The organism is Desulfobulbus elongatus DSM 2908 (assembly GCF_000621145.1).
GTDB lineage: Bacteria > Desulfobacterota > Desulfobulbia > Desulfobulbales > Desulfobulbaceae > Desulfobulbus > Desulfobulbus elongatus.
The window spans coordinates 23,122-42,347 of the sequence record NZ_JHZB01000001.1; the positions used below are offsets into that span (position 1 = coordinate 23,122).

Here is a 19,226-nt window from a genome sequence, read left to right on the forward strand (position 1 = left end):
GCAGTCGTTTTCCCCGGAAGAGGCGCCCCGCCTCTTCCGGCTCACTTTTTTTCAGAGGAACACCACAGATGATGAGCATTTTTCTCTCGATTGCCTGGGTCGCCGTGCTGGCGGCGGCGTATGTGATTGCCATCCGGCTGCTGCGGAAGCTGGATCTGTACTGAGCGCGCCGGCCGGACCGTTCCCGCGACGCGCGGCCAAGACGACAGCGTGGGGGAGCGCTGCCTCTAATCTTTCTGGAATGTGGGAAAAAAACCGGCAAGAGCGATTTTTTTTTCGTGCACAAAATCATGGCGCCTTGTATGCAAATATGCCATGAACGAGAGACGGTCCGGTGTCCGTGCCGGCCCGAACGGGGGCACGCCCCATATCCTTGTCCCATTGTCCAGGAGGATGCAGCATGCCGAAAACGACCCTGTCCCTTTGCTCCCTGCTGGCCGCCGCCGGCATGACCTTGATCCTGAGTCTGCACGCGGCTGCGGCCGAACCGGTCAAGTCGATCAAGATCGCCAGCCAGTCGCCGCTGTCCGGCGACCAGTCGGCGGTGGGCGTGGACATCAAGCGCGGCGCCGAGCTGGCCCTGGAACAGGTGGGCAAGCCGCTGGCCGACATGGGATTCAAGGTCGAACTGGCACCCTTCGACGATCAGGCCAACCCGGACACCGGCGTGGCCAACGCCAAGCGCATCGTCTCCGACCCCGCCATCCTGGCGGTGGTGGCCCACTTCAATTCCGGCGTCCACATCCCCTCCTCCGAGGTGTACCATTCCTCCGGGCTGGCCAATGTCAGTCCGGGAACCACCAACCCCAAGGTGACCACCAGGGGCTATGCCGAGGTCAACCGCGTTGTCGGCCGCGACGATGTCCAGGGCGTGGTCGGTGCCGATTTCGCCGCCAGCCGGGGCGTGAAGAGCGTCTTCATCATCCATGACAAGACCGCCTACGGTCAGGGAATCGCGGAATTTTTCAAGAAACGGGCCGAAGAGAAGGGCATGAAGGTGCTCGGTTTCGAGGGCACCGAGGAGAAGGCCAACTTCGACGCCCTGCTGTCGCCGGTGATCGCCGGCAATCCCGGCCTGGTCTATTTCGGCGGCATTTATCCCCAGGGCGCGGTCCTGTTCCGGCAGGCACGGGAGCGCGGCTACCAGGGCATGTTCATGAGCGACGACGGCTTCGATTCCTCCGATGCCGCCAAGATCGCCGGCCAGGCCCTGCTGGACGGCGCCGGCACTTATTACTCCACGGTGTCCGGCCCGGCCTCGGTCTATGCGGGCGCGGCCAAATTCATCCAGGATTTCAAGGCCAAGTACAATGCCGACCCGCAGCCCTTCGCCGCCCAGGGCTACGATGCCATGGCCATTTGCCTGAAGGCGATCGAGCAGGCCGCCAAGGCGAAAAAGGGCGAGGTGCCGACCCGGGCCGAGGTGACCCAGGCCATCCGGGCCATCAAGGATTTTGCCGGCATCACCGGCACGTTCAGCTTCAACGAGATCGGCGATCCCACCATGGCCCAGTATTTCGTGCTCAATGTCAAGTCGGCGGACCCCGCCCACTGGAACGAGAACAGTGTGGTCGAGACCCTCAACCTCGCCCCGCCCAAATAAGGCTTCCTCAAGCCCGAGCTTCCGGCTCTTCGTGCGAAGGGCCGGAAGCGTTTCACGAGCCGGGAAGTGCCGATGCCACCCTTTGCCGCCGTCAACATCCGTGAGCTGATCCGCCCCATCGGCCAGTTATTGCTGTTTTCCCTGGGCAGCGCGGGTGTCCTGTCCGCCCTTGTCCTTGTCCTGGCCCTGATCCTCGACCAGACCGCGGTCGGCCTCCATCTGCACGACCGTTACAACGTCTCGCTTGCCACCTATACCCTGGTCAACCTCCCCCAGGTGGTCATCGACGGCCTGACCATCGGCTTTGTCTATGCCGCCATCGCCTTGGGCTACACCATGGTCTACGGCGTGCTCGAATTCATCAATTTCGCCCACAGCGAGATCTTCGCGGTGGGCGCCTTTGTCGGCGTCGAACTCCTGATCGCGCTCGATCACACCGGCCTGCTGCGCTCCGCTTCGCTCGGCATGGCCTATGCCTATCTCACCCTGGCCCTCCTCATGGGCATGGCCGCGGCCGGCGCCCTGGCGGTGACCGTGGAGCGGGTCGCCTATCGGCCCCTACGGGGTGCGGCCCGCTTGGTTCCGCTGATTTCGGCCATCGGCGTTTCCTTCCTGCTCCAGGATGTGATCCGCCTGGTGGAGGGCCTGACCACCGGCCAGTTCAACCGGATCATGCCCACCTTCGGCAATTTCGACCGCCGCATCATGCTGGGCCGTCTCGCCCTCGGCGACACCACCGTGCCGCTCGGCATCTCGGTGAAATCGATCATCGTCATCACCGCCGCGGTCCTCATGCTGGCCGGGCTCAACTACCTGGTCAACGCCACCCGGATGGGCAAGGCCATCCGCGCCGTGGCCCAGGACCGCGCCACCGCCAGCCTGATGGGGATCAACGTCAACCGTATCATCTCCCTCACCTTCCTGATCGGCGGCCTGCTCGGCGGCGCCGCCGGCGTGCTCTATGCCCTGAAATTCACCCGCATCGATCCCTTTGTCGGTTTCTTTCCCGGCCTCAAGGCCTTCACCGCGGCGGTGCTCGGCGGCATCGGCAACCTGACCGGCGCGCTGCTGGGCGGAATCGTCCTGGGCATGCTGGAGACCTTTGCCGGTTCCTTTCTGGGCGTGTTCACCATGGGAGCCGCTGGTTCGGAATACAAGGACATCTTTGCCTTTTCCATCCTGATCCTGGTGCTCGTCTTCCGGCCCCAGGGGCTGATGGGCCGGCATGTCGGCCAGAAGGCCTAGCGAGGTCCCATGCGCAACCGTTTCGGCAACCTGCTGTGGGCGCGAATCAACACCGGCATCCTGCCCTACCTGCTCATCCTCGCCCACATCGGCCTGGGCAGCGCCCTGGTCTATTCAGCGCCCCGCTCCAACCTCGCCTTCCTGGTGCTGATCAGTTCGCTGTTTTCGCTTTATATCCTTGAGGCGGACCGGCGCTTCAAACTCATCGCCGGCGCCGTGCTCGCCCTGCTGATCATCCCGGTGATCGGGGTGCGCAATATCTTCTACCTCGAGGTGATTTTCCAGATCAGCGTCTTCGCGGCCCTGGCCCTGGGCCTGAACATCGTGGTCGGTTTCGCCGGCCTGCTCGATCTGGGCTATGTCGCCTTTTACGCGGTCGGGGCCTACCTCTGGGCCTTTTTCGGCTCGCAGCAGTATTTCGTCCTGCCCTTCGCCCCCGGCACCCAGCCTTCGGATCTGCCCTTTCTCCTGCCGGGCGACGCCTTCTACCTGTTTTTGTTCCTGGCGATCATCGTCGCCGCCATCACCGGCATCCTGCTCGGCTCGCCGGTGCTGCGGCTGCGCGGCGACTATCTGGCCATCGTCACCCTGGGATTCGGCGAGGTCATCCGGGTGCTGGCCAACAACCTGGACAAGCCGCTCAACATCACCAACGGCCCCCAAGGCATCACCCCGATCCAGCGGCCCACCATGCCGGATTGGGCGGTGGACGGCTTCAACACCCTGTTCGGCCCGGCGATCGGCCACCGGGTCGAGACGGCGGACATGTACAACGTCCTCTTCTATGTGCTGGCCCTGGCGGTGATCCTGATCATCATCCTGGTCACCCGGCATTTGGACGACTCGAAGATCGGCCGCGCCTGGACCGCCATCCGCGAGGACGAGACCGCGGCCATCGCCATGGGGATTCCGCTGGTGCGGATGAAGCTGGCCGCCTTTGCCGTCGGCGCCTCCTTCGCCGGGGTCATGGGCGTGCTGCTGGCCGCCAGCCGGACCTTCATCAGCCCCGAATCCTTCTCCTTCATGCAGTCCATCGGGGTGCTGGCCATGGTCATCCTCGGCGGCTCCGGCTCCATTGCCGGCGTGATCCTCGGGGCGGCGGTGGTCACCCTGCTCAATCTCCAGGTCCTGCAGGGCGTATCCCTGTATTTGAGCGAGCTGCGCCAGAGCGACGCGGTCATCCCGCTGATCAATTTCGCCTGGAAGGATCTGTCCAACCAGTTGGACCCGGCCAAGTACCAGCGGCTGCTGTTCGGCCTGATCCTGATTTTGATGATGATCTTCCGGCCGGCCGGCCTGATTCCGGCCAGACGGCGGATGCGCACCCTGGCGGCAGAGCCGCCCGAGGCCGAGTGAGGGCGGCGGGCATGACCCTGCTGGAGACGATCGACCTGGTGAAATCCTTCGGTGGCCTCACCGCCGTCAACAAGGTCAATTTCCAGGTGGAGCCCGGCCGGATCGTCAGCATCATCGGCCCCAACGGCGCCGGCAAGACCACCTTGTTCAACACCCTCACCGGCATCTATCGGCCCGATCAGGGGGATATCCGCTTCAACGGCCGCTCGCTGGCGGGGCTGCGGCCCGACCGGATCGCGGCCCGGGGCATCGCCCGCACCTTTCAGAACATCCGCCTGTTCGGCGGCATGACCGTGATCGAGAATATCCTCATCGGCATGCATGTCCACTTAAGCCAGTCGCCGCTCGAGGCCCTGCTGCGTCTGCCCGGCTTCCGGCGGGAGGAGCGTGAGGCCGAACAGCGGGCCATGGCGCTGATGCGCACCGTCGGCCTCGTCGGCGTGGGCAACGAACTGGCCGCCAACCTGCCCTACGGCGCCCAGCGGCGGCTGGAGATCGCCCGGGCCCTGGCCGCCGAGCCGCTGCTGCTTCTGCTCGACGAGCCGGCCGCCGGCATGAATCCCCAGGAAACCGAGGAAATGACCCGGCTCTTCCGGACCATCCGCGACGAACGCGGGGTGACCATCCTGCTCATCGAGCACGACATGCGGGTGGTGATGAACATCTCCGAGCGGATCTGCGTCATGGACTACGGCGAGAAGATCGCCGAGGGCACCCCGGCGGAAATCCGGGCCGACGCCAGGGTGATCGAGGCCTACCTCGGCCGCGGCGCCGTGGCCGGGCAACACGAGGAGCGCTGGCGATGAGCCTGTTGAGCCTGACCGACGTCCACAGCTTCTACGGGCATATTCACGCCCTCAAGGGGATCTCGCTCACGGTCGAGGAGGGGGAGATCGTCACCCTGATCGGTTCCAACGGCGCCGGCAAGAGCACGACCCTGCGCACCGTCTCGGGGCTGATGCATCCGGGCAGCGGGCGGGTCGAGTTCGACGGTCGCGACATCTCGCGAATGGAGCCGCACGCCATTGTTGCCGCGGGCCTGGGGCACGTCCCCGAGGGGCGCGGCATCTTCCCCACGCTGACGGTGCGCGAGAACCTGGAGATGGGGGCCTTCACCGTGCGCGACCCCGAGGCGGTCCGCGAGCGCATGGCGTACGGCTTCGAGCTCTTTCCCCGGCTGAAAGAGCGGATCGACCAGCACGGCGGCACTCTGTCCGGCGGCGAGCAGCAGATGCTGGCCATTGCCCGCGGCCTGATGATGCAGCCCCGCCTGCTCATGCTCGACGAACCCTCCATGGGGCTGGCGCCGGTGCTGGTGGAGCTGATCTTCGACATCGTCACCATGCTCAACGACAAGGGCGTGACCATCCTCCTGGTGGAGCAGAACGCCCTGATGGCCCTGTCCGTCGCCCACCGCGGCTATGTCCTGCAGAACGGCGAACTGGTGCTCAACGATACCGCGGCCAATCTGCGCCGCGACCCGCTGGTCCGGACCGCCTATCTGGGCATGGCCTGACCTCCTGTTGCCCGGCCGCTCCGGGCCCGCTCGTTTTTCTTCTGTCCTCCGCCGGGGAAAGTGGTTTATAGTGCCGGAACGGCCCGCAGCCCGGATCGGGGCGGTATGGAATGGCAGGGCGGGCGAAGACGCCGCGATATGATGAGCAAGCGACGGGGCTGTGCGCCCTTTTCCGGTTGGAGGAAGCGATGCGACGGACACTGGTGGCAATACTGATGGCGGTTTCGTGCCTGGGAGGCACCGCCTACGGGGCGGAACAGCCGGCGGCGCCCGATCTGGCCGGGATCAAGGTGCTCGATCTCGGCACTGCGCAATCGATCGCCCTGGCCGGCAATCCCGACATGGCGGCCGCCCAGGCGCGCATCGAACAGGCGCGGGCCAGGGTGCGGCAGGCGGCGGCCACCTGGTGGCCGAGCCTGGATATCGGCGGGTCCGGGGCCCGGCAGCAGCTCTCCGAGAACAATTACCAGTACAACCGCGGCCTGGCCGCGCTGATGGGCGGAACCGCGGACCGGACCACCGGCGTCTACCGTTCCGACATCCAGGCCACCTGGCTGCTGTTCGACGGCTTTTACCGTGACTTCAAGGAAAAACAGGCCATCTACGGCGAGCAGGCGGCGGACGCGGGCCTGGCCGACAGCCGGCGGCTTTTGGTGACCGCGGTGGCCGAGGCCTTTCTCAACGCCCAATTGTCGCAGACGTACATCGACATCAACCGGGCCGACGAGACCTTTTACAACCGGCAACTGGAGGACGCCCAGAACCGGTTCAATGTCGGCGCCGGCCCCTGGGGCGATGTCCTCAACATCAGGGTCCAGGTCAATTCGGCCCGGACCAGCCTGATCCAGTCGCAACGGGAATTCGAGGCGGCGGGATACGGCCTGGCGGCCCTGCTGGGCCTGGTCGATGCCGCCTTTCCGCCCCATCTGCGGCTGGCGCCCCTGGACAAGGAGACGGTCCTCGTCGAGCAGAAGGAAAGCGCGGAGGCCCTGATCGGGGAGGCCCTGGCGATTCGGCCCGACATCCGCCAACTGGAGCTGGCGGTCAAACAGGCCGAGGCCGGCACCGGCATGGCCAAGGCGCCCTTTTACCCCAAACTCCAGTTGGCCGGAGCGGTCGAAGGGGTGCGGGAAGGAGACGCGCGGCTGACCGGTGACGACTTCGGCAACACCGTGGGGGTGAACATGAGCTGGAACCTGTACGCCGGTGGCGCCGACAAGGCGAGACTGATCGAGGCCGAGCAGGCCAGGCGGGAAACGGTGTACACCCTGGCCGGGCTGCGCAACAGCGTGGCCGCCGAGATCCGGCAGGACCTCGCCTTTCTGGCCGCCGCCCAGGAACAGGTGCGCCTGCAGCGGGAAACCGTCAAACTGGTGGAGGAAAACCGCGATCTGGCCAAGAACGAGTATGAGGCCGGCGAGGCCTCGCTGGTACGGCTCAACGAGGCCCAGCGGGATCTGGTCGCCGCCCACAGCCGCCTGGCCCAGGCCCTGGTTTCGTACCATCTCGGCCGGCAGCGGCTGCTGTCGGCCACGGGCCGGAACCTGACCGGCTTCGATCTTTCGGCCAGGGGCAGGTAATGGCTCCTATCGGCAAAACAGAACTGGTGGTGCCGGCCACGGCCATCGACGCCAACGGCCACGTCAACAACGTCCAGTACGTGCAGTGGATGCAGGCGGCGGCCATGGCGCATTCAGACGAACTGGGCTGGCCCCAGGAGCGGTACGCGGCCATGGGCAGGACTTGGATCATCCGCTCGCACGCCATCGAATACCTCCATTCGGCCTATGCCGGCGAGACCATCGCCATCCTGACCTGGGTCGCGGATCTTCGCAAATTCCGTTCCCTGCGCAAGTACAAGTTCATCCGCCCTGCCGACCAGGTCGTGCTGGCCACCGCCGAGACCCTGTTCATCTTCTGCGACCTGCACACCGGCAAACCGATGACCATCCCCCCGGAGGTCCGGGAAGCCTACGCGATCATCGCCCCGGCCAACGAGCCCTGATCCTTTTCCTTTCCCCTCAATCCGCCATCAGCGCGGTGAAATTGGCCTCGGAAATATTCGGGACGGTGAAATTGCGGAAGCGGATGATGCCGTGCTTGTCGGCAACAATGATCGTCGGCACCCCCTGCAGCCGGTATTTTTCGGCAATGGTGCCCGAACCGTCGAAATAGGCCGGATAGGTCATGCCGGTCTTGCGGGCGAAGGCCTGGGCGCGCTCGACCGAATCGTTGACGCCGATATTGACCGCCACGAATTCCATGCCTTTGGCCCGGTACTTCTCGGCCAGTTGGTTCACCTTGGGCACCTCGGTCCGGCAGGTCGGGCACCAGGAGGCCCAGAAGATGATCATCACCGGTTTGCTGCCGATGCTTGCCTGCAAGTCGTAGGGTTGGCCGTTCAGGTCGGTCCCCTTGAACGGAATCAGGGGCTGGCCGAGTTGTGCCGCTGCCATGGCATTGGGGAGCAGGAGCAGCAGGGCCAGGAACAGGACGCTGGGTATCAGGGAGGGGCGCATAGGGTCTATCCGGGGTTTCGGGTTTCGGGCCAATGGAGCAGAAGGGTCGGGCGAGGCGTTTTCAGAGGAAGAGCGAGCCGGCCTTCACGAAGAAATACTGGGCGACGAGCAGCATGAGGATGCCCATGGCCTTTTTGATCAGGACCATCCATGGTCCGGAGCGGGGCAGGGCGGCCAGGAAGCTGGAAAAGGTGCCCACCCCCAGGAGCAGGGCGCCCATGCCTAGGGAAAAGACGAACAGCAAAAGGCCGCCCGCGATCAGGCTCTGGGAGGTGGCGGTGTAGGCCAGCAGGCTGCCTAGGACCGGCGTGGTGCAGGGACCGGCCACCAGGGCCGAGGCGATGCCGGCCAGGAAAATCCCGCCCAGACCCAGGCGGGTCGAGGCGAAGCGGCCGGCAAAGGTGGGCAGCGGCACCGCGTCGAGCATGGCTAGGCCGAAGAGGAGCAGGACGTTGCCGACCACCAGAAAGGTCCAGGGGCTGCTGTTGATCGTTCCGAAAAAGCGGCCGGTGGCGGCGGCGAAGACCCCGAGGGCGGCATAGGTCAGGGCCATGCCGGTCACGTAGATCAGGGACAGGAAAAATCCCCGCCACCTGGAGCCGCCGACGTTGGCATGGCCGATGACGCCGGCGGTGATGGGAATCATCGGGTAGACGCAGGGCGTCAGGCTGGCGAGCACGCCGCCGATGAAGGCCATGATCAGCGAGGTGAGCAGCGAGGAGTGCAAATAGGTATCGAATTGGCTGAGCAGGACATCCATGACCGTTTCTTCCGGGCTAGTTGATATTCCTTCTCAAAAATAACCAGGCTGCGGCAGAAGTAAAGAAGAAAGCTCCGGTCCGGTTGCCGTCGCGCCGCTGCATTCAACCGTGCATGGCGATCAGGGCCGCGCCGATGGCATTGCCCACTTCACAGTGCTCGGGGAAGGCGACGGTGGTGCCCAGCCGTTCGGCCACGCCGGGAAGAAAGCACCGGGCGGCGGCGCCGATACCGATGATCGGCAATTTCAGGGTGAACCGCACCGAAAACAGATCGTTGTCGCGCCGGTTGAGCAGGGGCGCGCTCGGGCTGTCCTGCCAGACCGACCGGGCCAGGTAGGAGAGGAGGATGGTTTCGATGGCCGCCTCGGTCTCGGCAACGACCTGCCGGCAGAAGGCGTCGGCGGTCATGCCCATCTGGCCGGCCAGCACCTCGGCACCGCGCAGGCTCGATTCCCCGTGGCCGATATGGAGCTGCCCCAGCCCGTGCAGGGCATCGGTGGGGGTGAAGCCCGCCAGCACGACCCGCTGGAGAAACAACAGCCGTTCCAGCCGTTTTTCCAGGAGGATGCCGCCGGTTCCCGTTCGGGCGGCGAGGACGCTGGGCGGCATCGGTCCGTGCTGCGCCAGGGAGTGGAGGATGGCGTCGTCGCCCACCACCTCCGGGTCGAGGCCGGCCACCGGCAGGACCAGGTAGGTATCGGTGTCGCGGTTCAGCCAGCGGTGCGGGTCGGGGAGATCCGGGGTCATGGCCAGGGGCTGGACCCGGATGCCGCCCAGGGCGATACGGCCGTCCTGGTGGCAGACGACGTGGCTGTCGCCGCCGGCGCCGGCGGTGTACATGTCCACCGCCTCGACATGGGTCCGCCATTCGCCGATGGTGCAGCCCTCGCGGTTGAGCAGGGGCGTGCCATCCTTGATCAGGCAGACGTCGGTGGTGGTGCCGCCGACATCGACCACCAGGGCCGAGTCGAAGCCGCAGGTGGCGCCGAAGCGGGCGGTGGCCGCCGGGCCGCTGGCCATGGTGACGGCCGCCTGGTCGGCGATCCGGTCCAGGGCCGCGCCGCGCCCGTTGCCGCAGATGATCGTCACCGGGCAGTCGAGCCCCACCGTCAGCATGGACCGCTGGATCGAGGCGAGGAAATCGGTCATCAGCGGCATCAGCCTGGCGTGGAGGCAGGCGGTGGCCGAGCGTTCGAGCATGCCCGGATGGCTGGAAACCAGATGGGAACAGAAGACCGGTTTGGGGTCGATCAGCCGGATGGCTTCGCGGGCCACCAACTCGTGGGCGGGATTTTTGATCGACATGGCCCCGCATACGGCATAGCTGTCCACCTCGCCGGCCAGTTGCGGCAGGGTGTCCACCAACCCTTCGATGTCCAGGGGCTCGTCCTCCTCGCCGGTGATGGTGTGGCCGCCCTTAAAGAAGATGGTGGCCATCACCGGCAGTTTGAAATGGCGGACATGGCCGAGCACGAACAGGCCGACGCGGGCGCCCCGGCCCTCGACCACCGCGTTGGTGGCCAGGGTGGTGGACACGGCCAGGCCGGCAACCTCGCGGGCATGCACCGATTGCCGGAGCAGGCCCTGCAGGACCCGGCCGACGCCCAAGCTGAGGTCGTGAGGCGTGGTCCGTTCCTTGCGCCAGTCGACCACCCGGCCGGTGGAGGTGTCCAGAAGGACGGCGTCGGTGTAGGTGCCGCCGGTGTCGATGCCAATGCAGTAGGTCGTCATGATGGGAGTGTCGTGGGTGCGCTGTCGGAATTGTGCGACAGGGAAATATCGGGTATCGGGATGGGGCCAGGGCAAGCCTCCCTTGGCAAGCCAAGGGAGGCGAAGGGTTGATGGATACCACCGGCCAGCCCTAAAATCAAGCCCTGCATGCGCCTGATTTTCCGAAAGGCCAGCTTTTTCGTGAGGTTGATTCCGTTTCCAGGTCAGATACGATGTGATGCGCACGGCGAAACGTGGCGGAGGCGGATGAGTCATTTCAGGGGGCTCGCTTCGATGAAGTCACAGCCCCGGCCCCGGCTGAATGTTGGGCTGACGAAGAAAGCCCAACGGCCGGCTGTTGCAGCGGCAATGGAAGGAGTCAGAGGAAGCGGCTCAAGGGAGCGAGCAGCCATGCCAGAAACCGTTCGAACCAGGTGGCGCGCATGTGGTCGACCAGGGACAGCCGTTTCGACAGGGGCAGTTCTTCCTCGAAGAGGGCTTCCATCTGGGCGCCGAAGGCCTGGTTGTCGATGATGACGTTGATCTCGAAATTGCGGTGAAAGCTGCGGAAATCGAGATTGGCCGAGCCCAGCGTCACCCAGCGGCCGTCGATGAGCATGACCTTGGCGTGGAGGATGGTGCCCTGGCGGGCGTAGACTTCCACGCCGGCCGCCATCAGCGGTTTGAGATAGGCACGGCTCATCATTTGCATGAAAGGTACGTCACTGATCGAGGGCAGGATCATCCGGACCTGGGCGCCACGCCTGACGGCCCGCAGCAGGGTACGGACCACCCGCGGGCCGGGAAGGAAATAGGGGGTGATGATCCGGATGCGGTCAACGGCTCCGGCCACGGCCAACCGGAAGGAATTGCGGATGAGGGGCCGGTTGTGATGGGGGGAGCCGTTGATGATGATCACATCGGCGTCACCGGCGGGCAGGGCTGGCGGAACATGCTGTCCCGGAATGCCGACACCTCCCGTCTGGCCCCAGGTGCGGCGGAACAGGCGCTGCAATTCTCCGGCCGCCGGCCCGTCGAGGCGGATGCCGACATCGCGCCAGCGCTCGTAGCTGTCGCCGTAGCCGGCGTATTCGTCGCCGATGTTGAGCCCGCCGAGGAAGGCGGTGGTGCCGTCGACAATGACCATCTTGCGGTGATCGCGGATGTCGAGCCAGTGCAGTCTGGAAAAGGCCGGTTTGTTGAACGGCAGGCAGCGCACCCCGGCGGCCTGCAACTGCTGGAAATAGGAGGAAGGGGTGTCGAAGCAGCCGATGGCGTCGTAAATAAGCGACACCTCCACCCCCCGCGCCACCGCTTCCCGCAGGGCCTGGGCAAAGGCCCGGCCGGTGCCGTCGGCCTTGATGATGTAGAATTCGGCGCAGATGGCGGCGGTGGCTGCGGCCATCGCCCGGAAGAGTGCCGGGAAAAAATCTCCTCCGTGCGGAAGAAGGACAACTCTGTTATGGTGGAAACGGACCACGTCGGGGATGCCCTTGATGCGGGACAGCAACCCGGGAAGGTGAAAACGTTTTCGTGTGGTCCGGCGGTGAGATCGCATTCGTCCGTCAGCGTGCGGGCAGGGTTTGATCCGGTTGTCAGGCGGTTGTGTCGATTGTACCAGTGTACCACGGATCGTCCGGGAGAGAAACCGGGAGCGGCCGACAGGGTATGCCCGGACAGGTCGGTCCGTGGCGGTCGACGGAGATTCAGCACCATCTGGAGAAGACACCATGGAAAACGAGCCGAGAAAGAATGAGTTGATGAAGCGCTTCGAGCTGAGCCTCGAAGGCAAGGTCGCCGTGCTGGACTATGTGGAGCAGGGCGACTCCGTGCTGGCGTTCACCCATACCTTTGTGCCGCCGGAATTGCGGGGAAAAAACGTGGCCGCGATCCTGACCAGGTTTGCCCTGGAGGATGCCCGCCGCCAAGGCAAAAAAGTGGTGCCGCAATGTTCCTATGTGGCCGCCTTCATGGAGCGGAACGCGGAATACGCCGATCTGCGTGCGGGTTCGGTGCCTTTGGCCGGCGACGGCGCATGATGCCCGCGACGATGGGCGCCCGTGCCGTTCCGGTGGATTGACGGCGGCAAGAGCGTCGGCCACGGGTGATCGCCCATCTTTTTCGCCCGTATTTTTTTGCCAGCATGCCCTGAATCGGCAAAGGGATGTCGGGCAAGAAGCGAGTGACCGCAAGCGCTTCGGGCGCACCGGCACCTGTCGGAGGATGGAAATGCCGGTGCCCGTCGCCGGGCGTTGTCCGGTCGTTTCTTTTTTTATAGGTTGAAATTTGTTTTCGTTATTGGGATATAGCAGTGCAAATTTTGCATTTTTCGGAAACATGCAGCGTGAACATTCATCTGCACATCGTACCTGTATGGGGATGAAGAGTACTCGAACTGTTTGCTGTATTCCTGACGCAGGAGCACGACCGCAACCGTGTTGAGCAGTATTTCCTCGCACTGGCACTTGCTCCGGAATTTGGTGAAGAATCCGAAGTTCTGGCTGATCCTCTGCGGAGATGCCGTCCTGGTCGTGCTGGCGCATTACCTGGCCTACGCGATTCGCTTCGATTCCGTGCTGCACGGAGAACCGGTCTTCCGGCAATGCACCGGTTTGCTGCCCGTCATTTTGGGGGTCAAGATCCCCACGTTCTACCTGTTCGGCCTTTACCGGGGGATGTGGCGCTACACCAGCCTGAACGATATCGTCAATATCGCCCTGGCCACCGCCTTTTCTTCCGCCCTGATCGTCCTGCTGGTGCTGTTCGGTTCCCATTTCATCGGGTTTTCGCGGTCCGTTTTCATCCTTGACGGCGTCTTCACCTTTGGCTTCATTTCCTGCCACAGGATGTTCATCCGCTTTGGCTACCTGCACCTGGGCAACGGGTCAGGGGGCTTGTACGCTGCCGAACCCGTGGAACAGAAACGGTTGCTGCTGGTCGGCGCCGGCGACGCCTCCGCCCGGGTGCTGCGGGAATTGCACGAAAACAGTCAACTGCCGTACAAGGCCGTTGGCCTTGTCGATGACGACCCTGGCAAAACCGGCATGAAGCTGTTCAACGTCCCGGTTCTGGGTGTGATCGAGGACATCGGCGAGCATGTGCGCCGCGCCAGGGCCCAGGAAATTCTCATCGCCACGGTGGTCATCGACAAGGCGAAAATGAGACGGATCGTCGGGTTGTGCCAGCGGACCCAGTTGCCCTTCAAGGTCTTGCCCACCATGGGCGAGTTGATCAACGACCGGGTGTCGATCCGGACCATCCGCGACATTTCCTTCAAGGATTTGCTGGGCCGTGAGGAGGTCCGGCTGGAACAGGAGAAAATCGGCCTGTATCTGACCGGCAAGACGGTGCTCATCACCGGGGCGGGCGGCTCGATCGGCTCCGAGCTGTGCCGGCAGTTGCTCCGGTTTTCGCCCGGCTTGATCATCCTCTTTGATGCCAGCGAGGAAAACCTCTACAATGTGCAGATGGAACTGCGCCATGAGCACGATGGGGTCGGAACCATCGCCATTCTCGGCAAGGTCCAGGACCTCCGCCTGCTGAACGACGTGTTCCGGCGGCACCGACCCGCCGTGGTCTTCCATACCGCGGCCTACAAGCATGTGCCGCTGGTGGAGCGCAACCCCTGGCAGGCGGTCTACAACAATATCTTCGGCACGCAGTTGCTGATGGAAGCCGCGATCGTCCACGGTGTGGAGCGGTTCGTGCTGGTTTCCACCGACAAGGCGGTCCGGCCGACCAATGTCATGGGGGCATCGAAACGGGTGACCGAACTGCTGATGCTGGCCTACAGCGGCTCCTGCTGGGACGGCTCGCTCTGTCCGGCCTGGAAAAGGGCGCAGGGAGAGGAACCGTCGCCTCCGCCGCCCCCCGATCCCCATCGCCACCATGCCACCCGGTTCATGGGGGTCCGGTTCGGCAATGTTTTGGGCTCATCGGGTTCGGTCATCCCGCTGTTCAAACGGCAGATCGAAAAAGGCGGCCCGGTGACGGTCACCCACCCGGAGGTGACCCGCTATTTCATGTCGGCCGAGGAGGCCGCCCAACTCATCCTCCAGTCCGGTTCCATGGGGGAGGGGGGCGAGATTTTCATCCTCAGGATGGGCGAACCGGTCAAGATTGTCGACATGGCACGGGAATTGATTCGTCTGACCGGGCGGGAGCCGGACAGTGAGATCGAGATCCGCTTCGTCGGGCTGCGCGCGGGTGAGAAACTCTACGAAGAGTTGATCACCGAAGGCGAGGGTATCGTCGATACCCATCATGAAAAGATCATGGTGCTGCGCGGGGAAAAGAACCTTTCCTGCGCGATGCTCGGCAACCAGCTCGAGCAGTTGGCGCAGCAGGCCCAGGCCTTGGACAGTAAAGGGATCAAAGAGACCCTGCAGCGCATTGTTCCTGAATACAGGCCCGATTTTACGGTATGACCGGTTCAGGGGAAGACGCATCGTCAGGTCGTCGCATGCAAACCAAGAAAAAACGATCAGTTGAAGCCGAAGATGTCTTCGTGCCCTTTAACCCTACTATTCTTTGCACCGACCGCCATCGGCTCAACGGGCATCGAAGCGCCCTGGTCTGGTTCACCGGTCTCTCCGCAAGCGGCAAGTCGACCGTGGCCCATGCCCTGGAAGAACGTCTTTTCGCGCATGACGTCCGCAGTTACGTGCTCGACGGCGACAATATCCGTCACGGCCTGAACAAGGACCTGGGGCTGTCGCCCGAGGACCGCAAGGAAAATATCCGCCGCATCGCCGAGGTGGCAAAACTGATGGTCGACGCCGGCATACTCACCTTTGCCGCGTTCATCACCCCGTACCGGGAAAGCCGAGCCTTCATCCGCTCTCTGATGACGGACTGGCCCTATTACGAATGCTATGTGAAATGCGCCCTGTCCACCTGCGAAGCCAGGGACCCGAAAGGGCTGTATAAAAAAGCCAGGGCAGGTCGTATCGGCAACATGACCGGCATAACGGCGCCCTACGAAGAACCGGTGAATCCCGACCTGATCCTTGAAACCGACCAGCACAGCGTTCAGGAGTGTGTCGATATCCTGATTCGTTTTTTAATGGAAAAGAACATCCTTACCCTCGAAAACCTCATCTGAGCCATGGCCATACTCGTTACCGGCGGCGCCGGCTTCATCGGCAGCAATTTTGTCCTCGACTGGCTGGCGCAAGCCGACGAACCGATTGTCAATCTCGATGCCCTGACCTATGCCGGCAACCTGGAGAATCTCTCCTCGCTTGCGGGTGACAGCCGGCATGTGTTTGTCCGGGGCGATATCGGCGACTTTGATCTGGTCGCCGACCTGCTGGCCCGGCACCGACCCCGGGCCATCGTCAATTTTGCCGCGGAATCGCATGTCGACCGCAGCATCCACGGGCCCGAGGATTTCATCCGGACCAATGTGGTGGGCACCTTTCGCCTGCTCGAAGCGGCGAGGGCCTATTGGAACGGGTTGGCGGCGGATGACAGGGCGGGTTTTCGCTTCCTGCACGTGTCGACCGACGAGGTTTACGGTTCCCTCGCGCCCGATGCCCCAGCCTTCACCGAGACCAACCGGTATGAACCCAACAGCCCGTATTCCGCCAGCAAGGCGGCGAGCGACCATCTGGTGAGGGCCTATCACCATACCTACGGCCTGCCAGTGCTGACCACCAACTGTTCCAACAATTACGGTCCGTACCAATTTCCGGAAAAGCTGATTCCGTTGTGCATGCACAATGCCCAGGCCGGCAAGCCCCTGCCGCTGTACGGCGACGGCCGGCAGATCCGCGACTGGCTCTATGTCGGGGATCACTGCAGCGCCATCCGGCGGGTTCTGGAGGCCGGCAGCATCGGCGAGGTCTACAATATCGGGGGCTGGAACGAACAGACCAACCGCGAAGTGGTGGCGACGCTCTGCGCCATTCTGGACGAACTCAGTCCCAGGGCCGACGGCCGCTCCTATGCGGAACAGATCGTCTTTGTCCAGGATCGGCCCGGCCACGACCGGAGATATGCCATCAATGCCGGCAAAATCGAGCGGGCATTGGGCTGGCACCCGGCGGAAACCTTCGCAACCGGTCTCCGCAAGACCGTGCGCTGGTATCTCGACCATCAGCAGTGGCTGCGCAACGTGACCAGCGGTGCCTATCGCAATTGGTTGAAACAACAGTACGGGGCCTGAACCATGCGGATACTTCTGACAGGCAAGAACGGCCAGGTGGGCTTTGAGTTGCAGCGGGCGCTGGCGCCCCTGGGAAAAATCCGAGCGGTTGGCCATGCCGAATGCAATCTGGCCGACGAGCAGGCCATCCGTCGTCTGATTCGAGAATACAGGCCGGAGATCATCGTCAATCCTGCGGCCTATACCGCGGTCGACCGCGCCGAATCGGAGCCGGAGGCGGCCTTTGCCGTCAATGGCCGCGCACCCGAAGTCTTCGGCGAGGAGGCCGCCAAACTCGGCGCCCTGGTCGTGCACTATTGCACCGACTATGTGTTTGACGGCTGCAAGTCCGGGGTTTACACCGAGGAAGACGCACCCCATCCCCTGGGTGTGTATGGTAAAAGCAAGGCGGCGGGGACCGAGGCTCTGCGCCGGCAGACGAAAAAGCACCTGGTGTTCAGGACGAGCTGGGTGTTCGGCGCGCACGGCAACAATTTCGCCAAAACCATTCTGCGACTGGCCTCGGAACGCGACGAACTGAAGGTGGTCGCCGATCAGTTCGGCGCGCCCACCTCGGCAGCCCTGCTGGCGGATGCGACGGCGCAGGTTCTCGGCCAGTATCGGCGCTGCCCGAGCCGGGACGAATTCCCCTACGGTCTGTACAACCTTGCCGCCGCCGGGGAAACGACGTGGTGCGACTACGCCAAAACCGTTGTCGTCGCCGCCCTCCGCGATGGCCAGGTCCTGCAACTGCGCCCGGAAAACATCCACCCGATCACCACGGCCGAATATCCCGTGCCCGCACCCAGGCCGGCAAACTCCCGCCTGGCGACCGACCTGTTCCGGCACACCTTCGACCTGCATCTGCCGCCCTGGCAGGACGGGCTCGGGCATGTCTTGCAACAGCTTCAGGGGAGGCGTTGATCATGCGCAAGGGCATCATCCTGGCCGGAGGCTCCGGCACCCGGCTGTATCCGGCCACCTTGGCTGTTTCCAAGCAACTGCTGCCCATCTTCGACAAACCGATGATCTACTATCCCCTGTCCACGCTCATGCTGGCGAACATCCGGGATATTCTGATTATCTCCACGCCGCAGGATACCCCGCGCTTCGAGCAGTTGCTCGGCGACGGCAGCCGGTGGGGGCTCAACCTCCGCTACGCTGTCCAGCCCAGCCCCGACGGGTTGGCGCAGGCCTTTCTCATCGGCGAGCAATTCATCGGCAGGGATGCGGTTGCCCTCGTGCTTGGCGACAACATTTTTTACGGCCACGATCTGTACAAGCTGCTGGACAGCGCCAACGGACAAACGAAAGACGCGACGATTTTCGCCTATCGGGTGAACGATCCGGAACGATACGGCGTGGTGGCCTTCGATGAACACGGCCAGGCGACCAGCATCGAGGAGAAGCCTGTCGTGCCCAAGAGTAATTATGCGGTCACCGGATTGTATTTCTACGACAACGACGTCGTCGATATCGCGAGAAACATCAAGCCGTCGGCGCGGGGCGAACTGGAGATCACCGACGTCAATCGGGTCTATCTTGAACAAAATAGGCTGCGGGTCGAAATCATGGGGCGGGGTTATGCCTGGCTCGATACCGGCACCCACGAATCCATGCTGGAAGCCAGTCAATTCATTCAAACCATTGAAAAACGGCAGGGATTGAAGGTGGCGTGCCCGGAAGAAATCGCCTATCGCCAGGGCTGGATCGACGCCGGGCAACTGGCGACGTTCGCCCGGGCGCTGTCCAAAAACGGCTACGGTCTGTATCTGTCGGCAATCTTGAAGGAAAAGGTGTTCTGATGCAGGTACGACCCACGGGAATTCCGGATGTGCTCCTCATCGAGCCGAAGGTATACGCGGACGAGCGCGGCTTTTTTTACGAAAGCTTCAATGAAAATCGCTTTCGGAAAGCAACGGGGCTCAATGTCCGATTCGTCCAGGACAATCATTCCCGATCGGTCAGAGGCGTGCTCCGCGGCCTCCATTATCAACTGCCGCCAGCCGCCCAGGGCAAACTGGTGCGCTGCGTGGCGGGCGAGGTGTTCGACGTGGCCGTTGACATTCGTAAAAGCTCGCCGACCTTCGGCCAGTGGGTGGGGGAATATCTCAGCGCCGAGAACAAGAGGCAACTCTGGATTCCCGCGGGCTTTGCCCACGGTTTTCTGACTCTCAGCGAGTCCGCCGAATTCCTCTACAAAACCACCGGGTATTACGCTCCGGACTGCGAGCGCATTTTGCTCTGGTCCGATCCGGATCTGGCCATTGCCTGGCCCATCCACGGCAAACCGAGACTGGCCGCGAAAGATGCGGCAGGAACAACCCTTGCGCAAGTTGAAGTGTTTCAATAAGTTGCGTTGCGATCA

The 19,226-nt window shown here is 63.5% G+C and carries 18 protein-coding genes; 14 read left to right on the plus strand and 4 right to left on the minus strand.

The features are described from left to right. Window positions 1–400 precede the first annotated feature (400 nt). The 7 genes from Q362_RS0100115 (at window position 401) to Q362_RS0100145 (ending at window position 7,725) form a co-directional block, all read left to right on the plus strand. Complete coding sequence (locus Q362_RS0100115) at window positions 401–1,603, plus strand: branched-chain amino acid ABC transporter substrate-binding protein (RefSeq protein WP_028317004.1); 1,203 nt, start codon at window positions 401–403, stop codon at window positions 1,601–1,603. A 72-nt stretch (window positions 1,604–1,675) separates the two neighbouring features. Then, complete coding sequence (locus Q362_RS0100120) at window positions 1,676–2,848, plus strand: branched-chain amino acid ABC transporter permease (RefSeq protein ID WP_084312086.1); 1,173 nt, start codon at window positions 1,676–1,678, stop codon at window positions 2,846–2,848. A 9-nt stretch (window positions 2,849–2,857) separates the two neighbouring features. Beyond that, window positions 2,858–4,204 carry an ABC transporter permease subunit gene (locus tag Q362_RS18415; protein ID WP_051553392.1) on the plus strand — a complete coding sequence of 449 codons (1,347 nt, stop codon included), beginning with the start codon at window positions 2,858–2,860 and terminating at the stop codon, window positions 4,202–4,204. Window positions 4,205–4,215: 11 nt separating this feature from the next. Further along, window positions 4,216–5,010, plus strand: a complete 795-nt coding sequence (locus Q362_RS0100130) for an ABC transporter ATP-binding protein (RefSeq protein ID WP_028317006.1) — start codon at window positions 4,216–4,218, stop codon at window positions 5,008–5,010. After that, a complete protein-coding gene (locus Q362_RS0100135; protein ID WP_028317007.1) occupies window positions 5,007–5,720 on the plus strand; it encodes an ABC transporter ATP-binding protein in 714 nt (237 codons plus the stop codon). The genes Q362_RS0100130 and Q362_RS0100135 overlap by 4 nt, the downstream gene beginning before the upstream one ends. Before the next feature lie 188 nt (window positions 5,721–5,908). Beyond that, a complete protein-coding gene (locus Q362_RS18420; protein ID WP_169737338.1) occupies window positions 5,909–7,300 on the plus strand; it encodes a TolC family protein in 1,392 nt (463 codons plus the stop codon). Further along, window positions 7,300–7,725, plus strand: a complete 426-nt coding sequence (locus tag Q362_RS0100145) for an acyl-CoA thioesterase (RefSeq protein ID WP_028317008.1) — start codon at window positions 7,300–7,302, stop codon at window positions 7,723–7,725. Before Q362_RS18420 ends, Q362_RS0100145 begins: the two co-directional genes overlap by 1 nt. Before the next feature lie 16 nt (window positions 7,726–7,741). Here the strand turns inward: Q362_RS0100145 and Q362_RS0100150 are convergent, their stop codons facing one another. The 4 genes from Q362_RS0100150 to Q362_RS0100165 all read right to left on the minus strand — a co-directional run bounded on the left by Q362_RS0100150 (window position 7,742) and on the right by Q362_RS0100165 (window position 12,115). Beyond that, the gene (locus Q362_RS0100150; RefSeq protein WP_035215082.1) at window positions 7,742–8,239 is read right to left on the minus strand and encodes a TlpA family protein disulfide reductase; all 498 of its coding nucleotides are present in this window, start codon (window positions 8,237–8,239) and stop codon (window positions 7,742–7,744) included. A gap of 61 nt (window positions 8,240–8,300) precedes the next feature. Continuing rightward, window positions 8,301–8,999 (minus strand): cytochrome c biogenesis protein CcdA, encoded by a 699-nt coding sequence (locus tag Q362_RS0100155; RefSeq protein WP_051553395.1) that lies wholly within the window; start codon window positions 8,997–8,999, stop codon window positions 8,301–8,303. 103 nt (window positions 9,000–9,102) lie between these two features. Next, the gene (locus Q362_RS0100160; protein WP_028317011.1) at window positions 9,103–10,731 is read right to left on the minus strand and encodes a hydantoinase/oxoprolinase N-terminal domain-containing protein; all 1,629 of its coding nucleotides are present in this window, start codon (window positions 10,729–10,731) and stop codon (window positions 9,103–9,105) included. A 358-nt stretch (window positions 10,732–11,089) separates the two neighbouring features. Further along, window positions 11,090–12,115, minus strand: coding sequence for a phospholipase D-like domain-containing protein (locus Q362_RS0100165; RefSeq protein ID WP_245590117.1), 1,026 nt, complete (start codon window positions 12,113–12,115; stop codon window positions 11,090–11,092). A gap of 325 nt (window positions 12,116–12,440) precedes the next feature. Here Q362_RS0100165 and Q362_RS18425 point away from each other — a divergent pair, with 325 nt between their 5' ends. The 7 genes from Q362_RS18425 to rfbC all read left to right on the plus strand — a co-directional run bounded on the left by Q362_RS18425 (window position 12,441) and on the right by rfbC (window position 19,211). After that, the gene (locus tag Q362_RS18425) at window positions 12,441–12,749 is read left to right on the plus strand and encodes a GNAT family N-acetyltransferase (RefSeq protein WP_035215085.1); all 309 of its coding nucleotides are present in this window, start codon (window positions 12,441–12,443) and stop codon (window positions 12,747–12,749) included. Window positions 12,750–13,190: 441 nt separating this feature from the next. Then, complete coding sequence (locus tag Q362_RS0100180) at window positions 13,191–15,137, plus strand: polysaccharide biosynthesis protein (protein WP_035215088.1); 1,947 nt, start codon at window positions 13,191–13,193, stop codon at window positions 15,135–15,137. Between the two features lie 35 nt (window positions 15,138–15,172). After that, window positions 15,173–15,814, plus strand: coding sequence for an adenylyl-sulfate kinase (gene cysC / locus Q362_RS0100185; protein ID WP_051553397.1), 642 nt, complete (start codon window positions 15,173–15,175; stop codon window positions 15,812–15,814). Window positions 15,815–15,817: 3 nt separating this feature from the next. Beyond that, a complete protein-coding gene (gene rfbB / locus Q362_RS0100190) occupies window positions 15,818–16,879 on the plus strand; it encodes a dTDP-glucose 4,6-dehydratase (RefSeq protein WP_028317015.1) in 1,062 nt (353 codons plus the stop codon). A gap of 3 nt (window positions 16,880–16,882) precedes the next feature. After that, the gene (gene rfbD / locus Q362_RS0100195) at window positions 16,883–17,782 is read left to right on the plus strand and encodes a dTDP-4-dehydrorhamnose reductase (protein ID WP_028317016.1); all 900 of its coding nucleotides are present in this window, start codon (window positions 16,883–16,885) and stop codon (window positions 17,780–17,782) included. A 2-nt stretch (window positions 17,783–17,784) separates the two neighbouring features. Next, window positions 17,785–18,663 (plus strand): glucose-1-phosphate thymidylyltransferase RfbA, encoded by an 879-nt coding sequence (gene rfbA / locus Q362_RS0100200; RefSeq protein WP_035215090.1) that lies wholly within the window; start codon window positions 17,785–17,787, stop codon window positions 18,661–18,663. Further along, window positions 18,663–19,211: a dTDP-4-dehydrorhamnose 3,5-epimerase gene (gene rfbC, locus Q362_RS0100205; protein WP_028317018.1), complete on the plus strand. Its 549-nt coding sequence runs from the start codon at window positions 18,663–18,665 to the stop codon at window positions 19,209–19,211. The genes rfbA and rfbC overlap by 1 nt, the downstream gene beginning before the upstream one ends. Window positions 19,212–19,226: the final 15 nt, after the last annotated feature.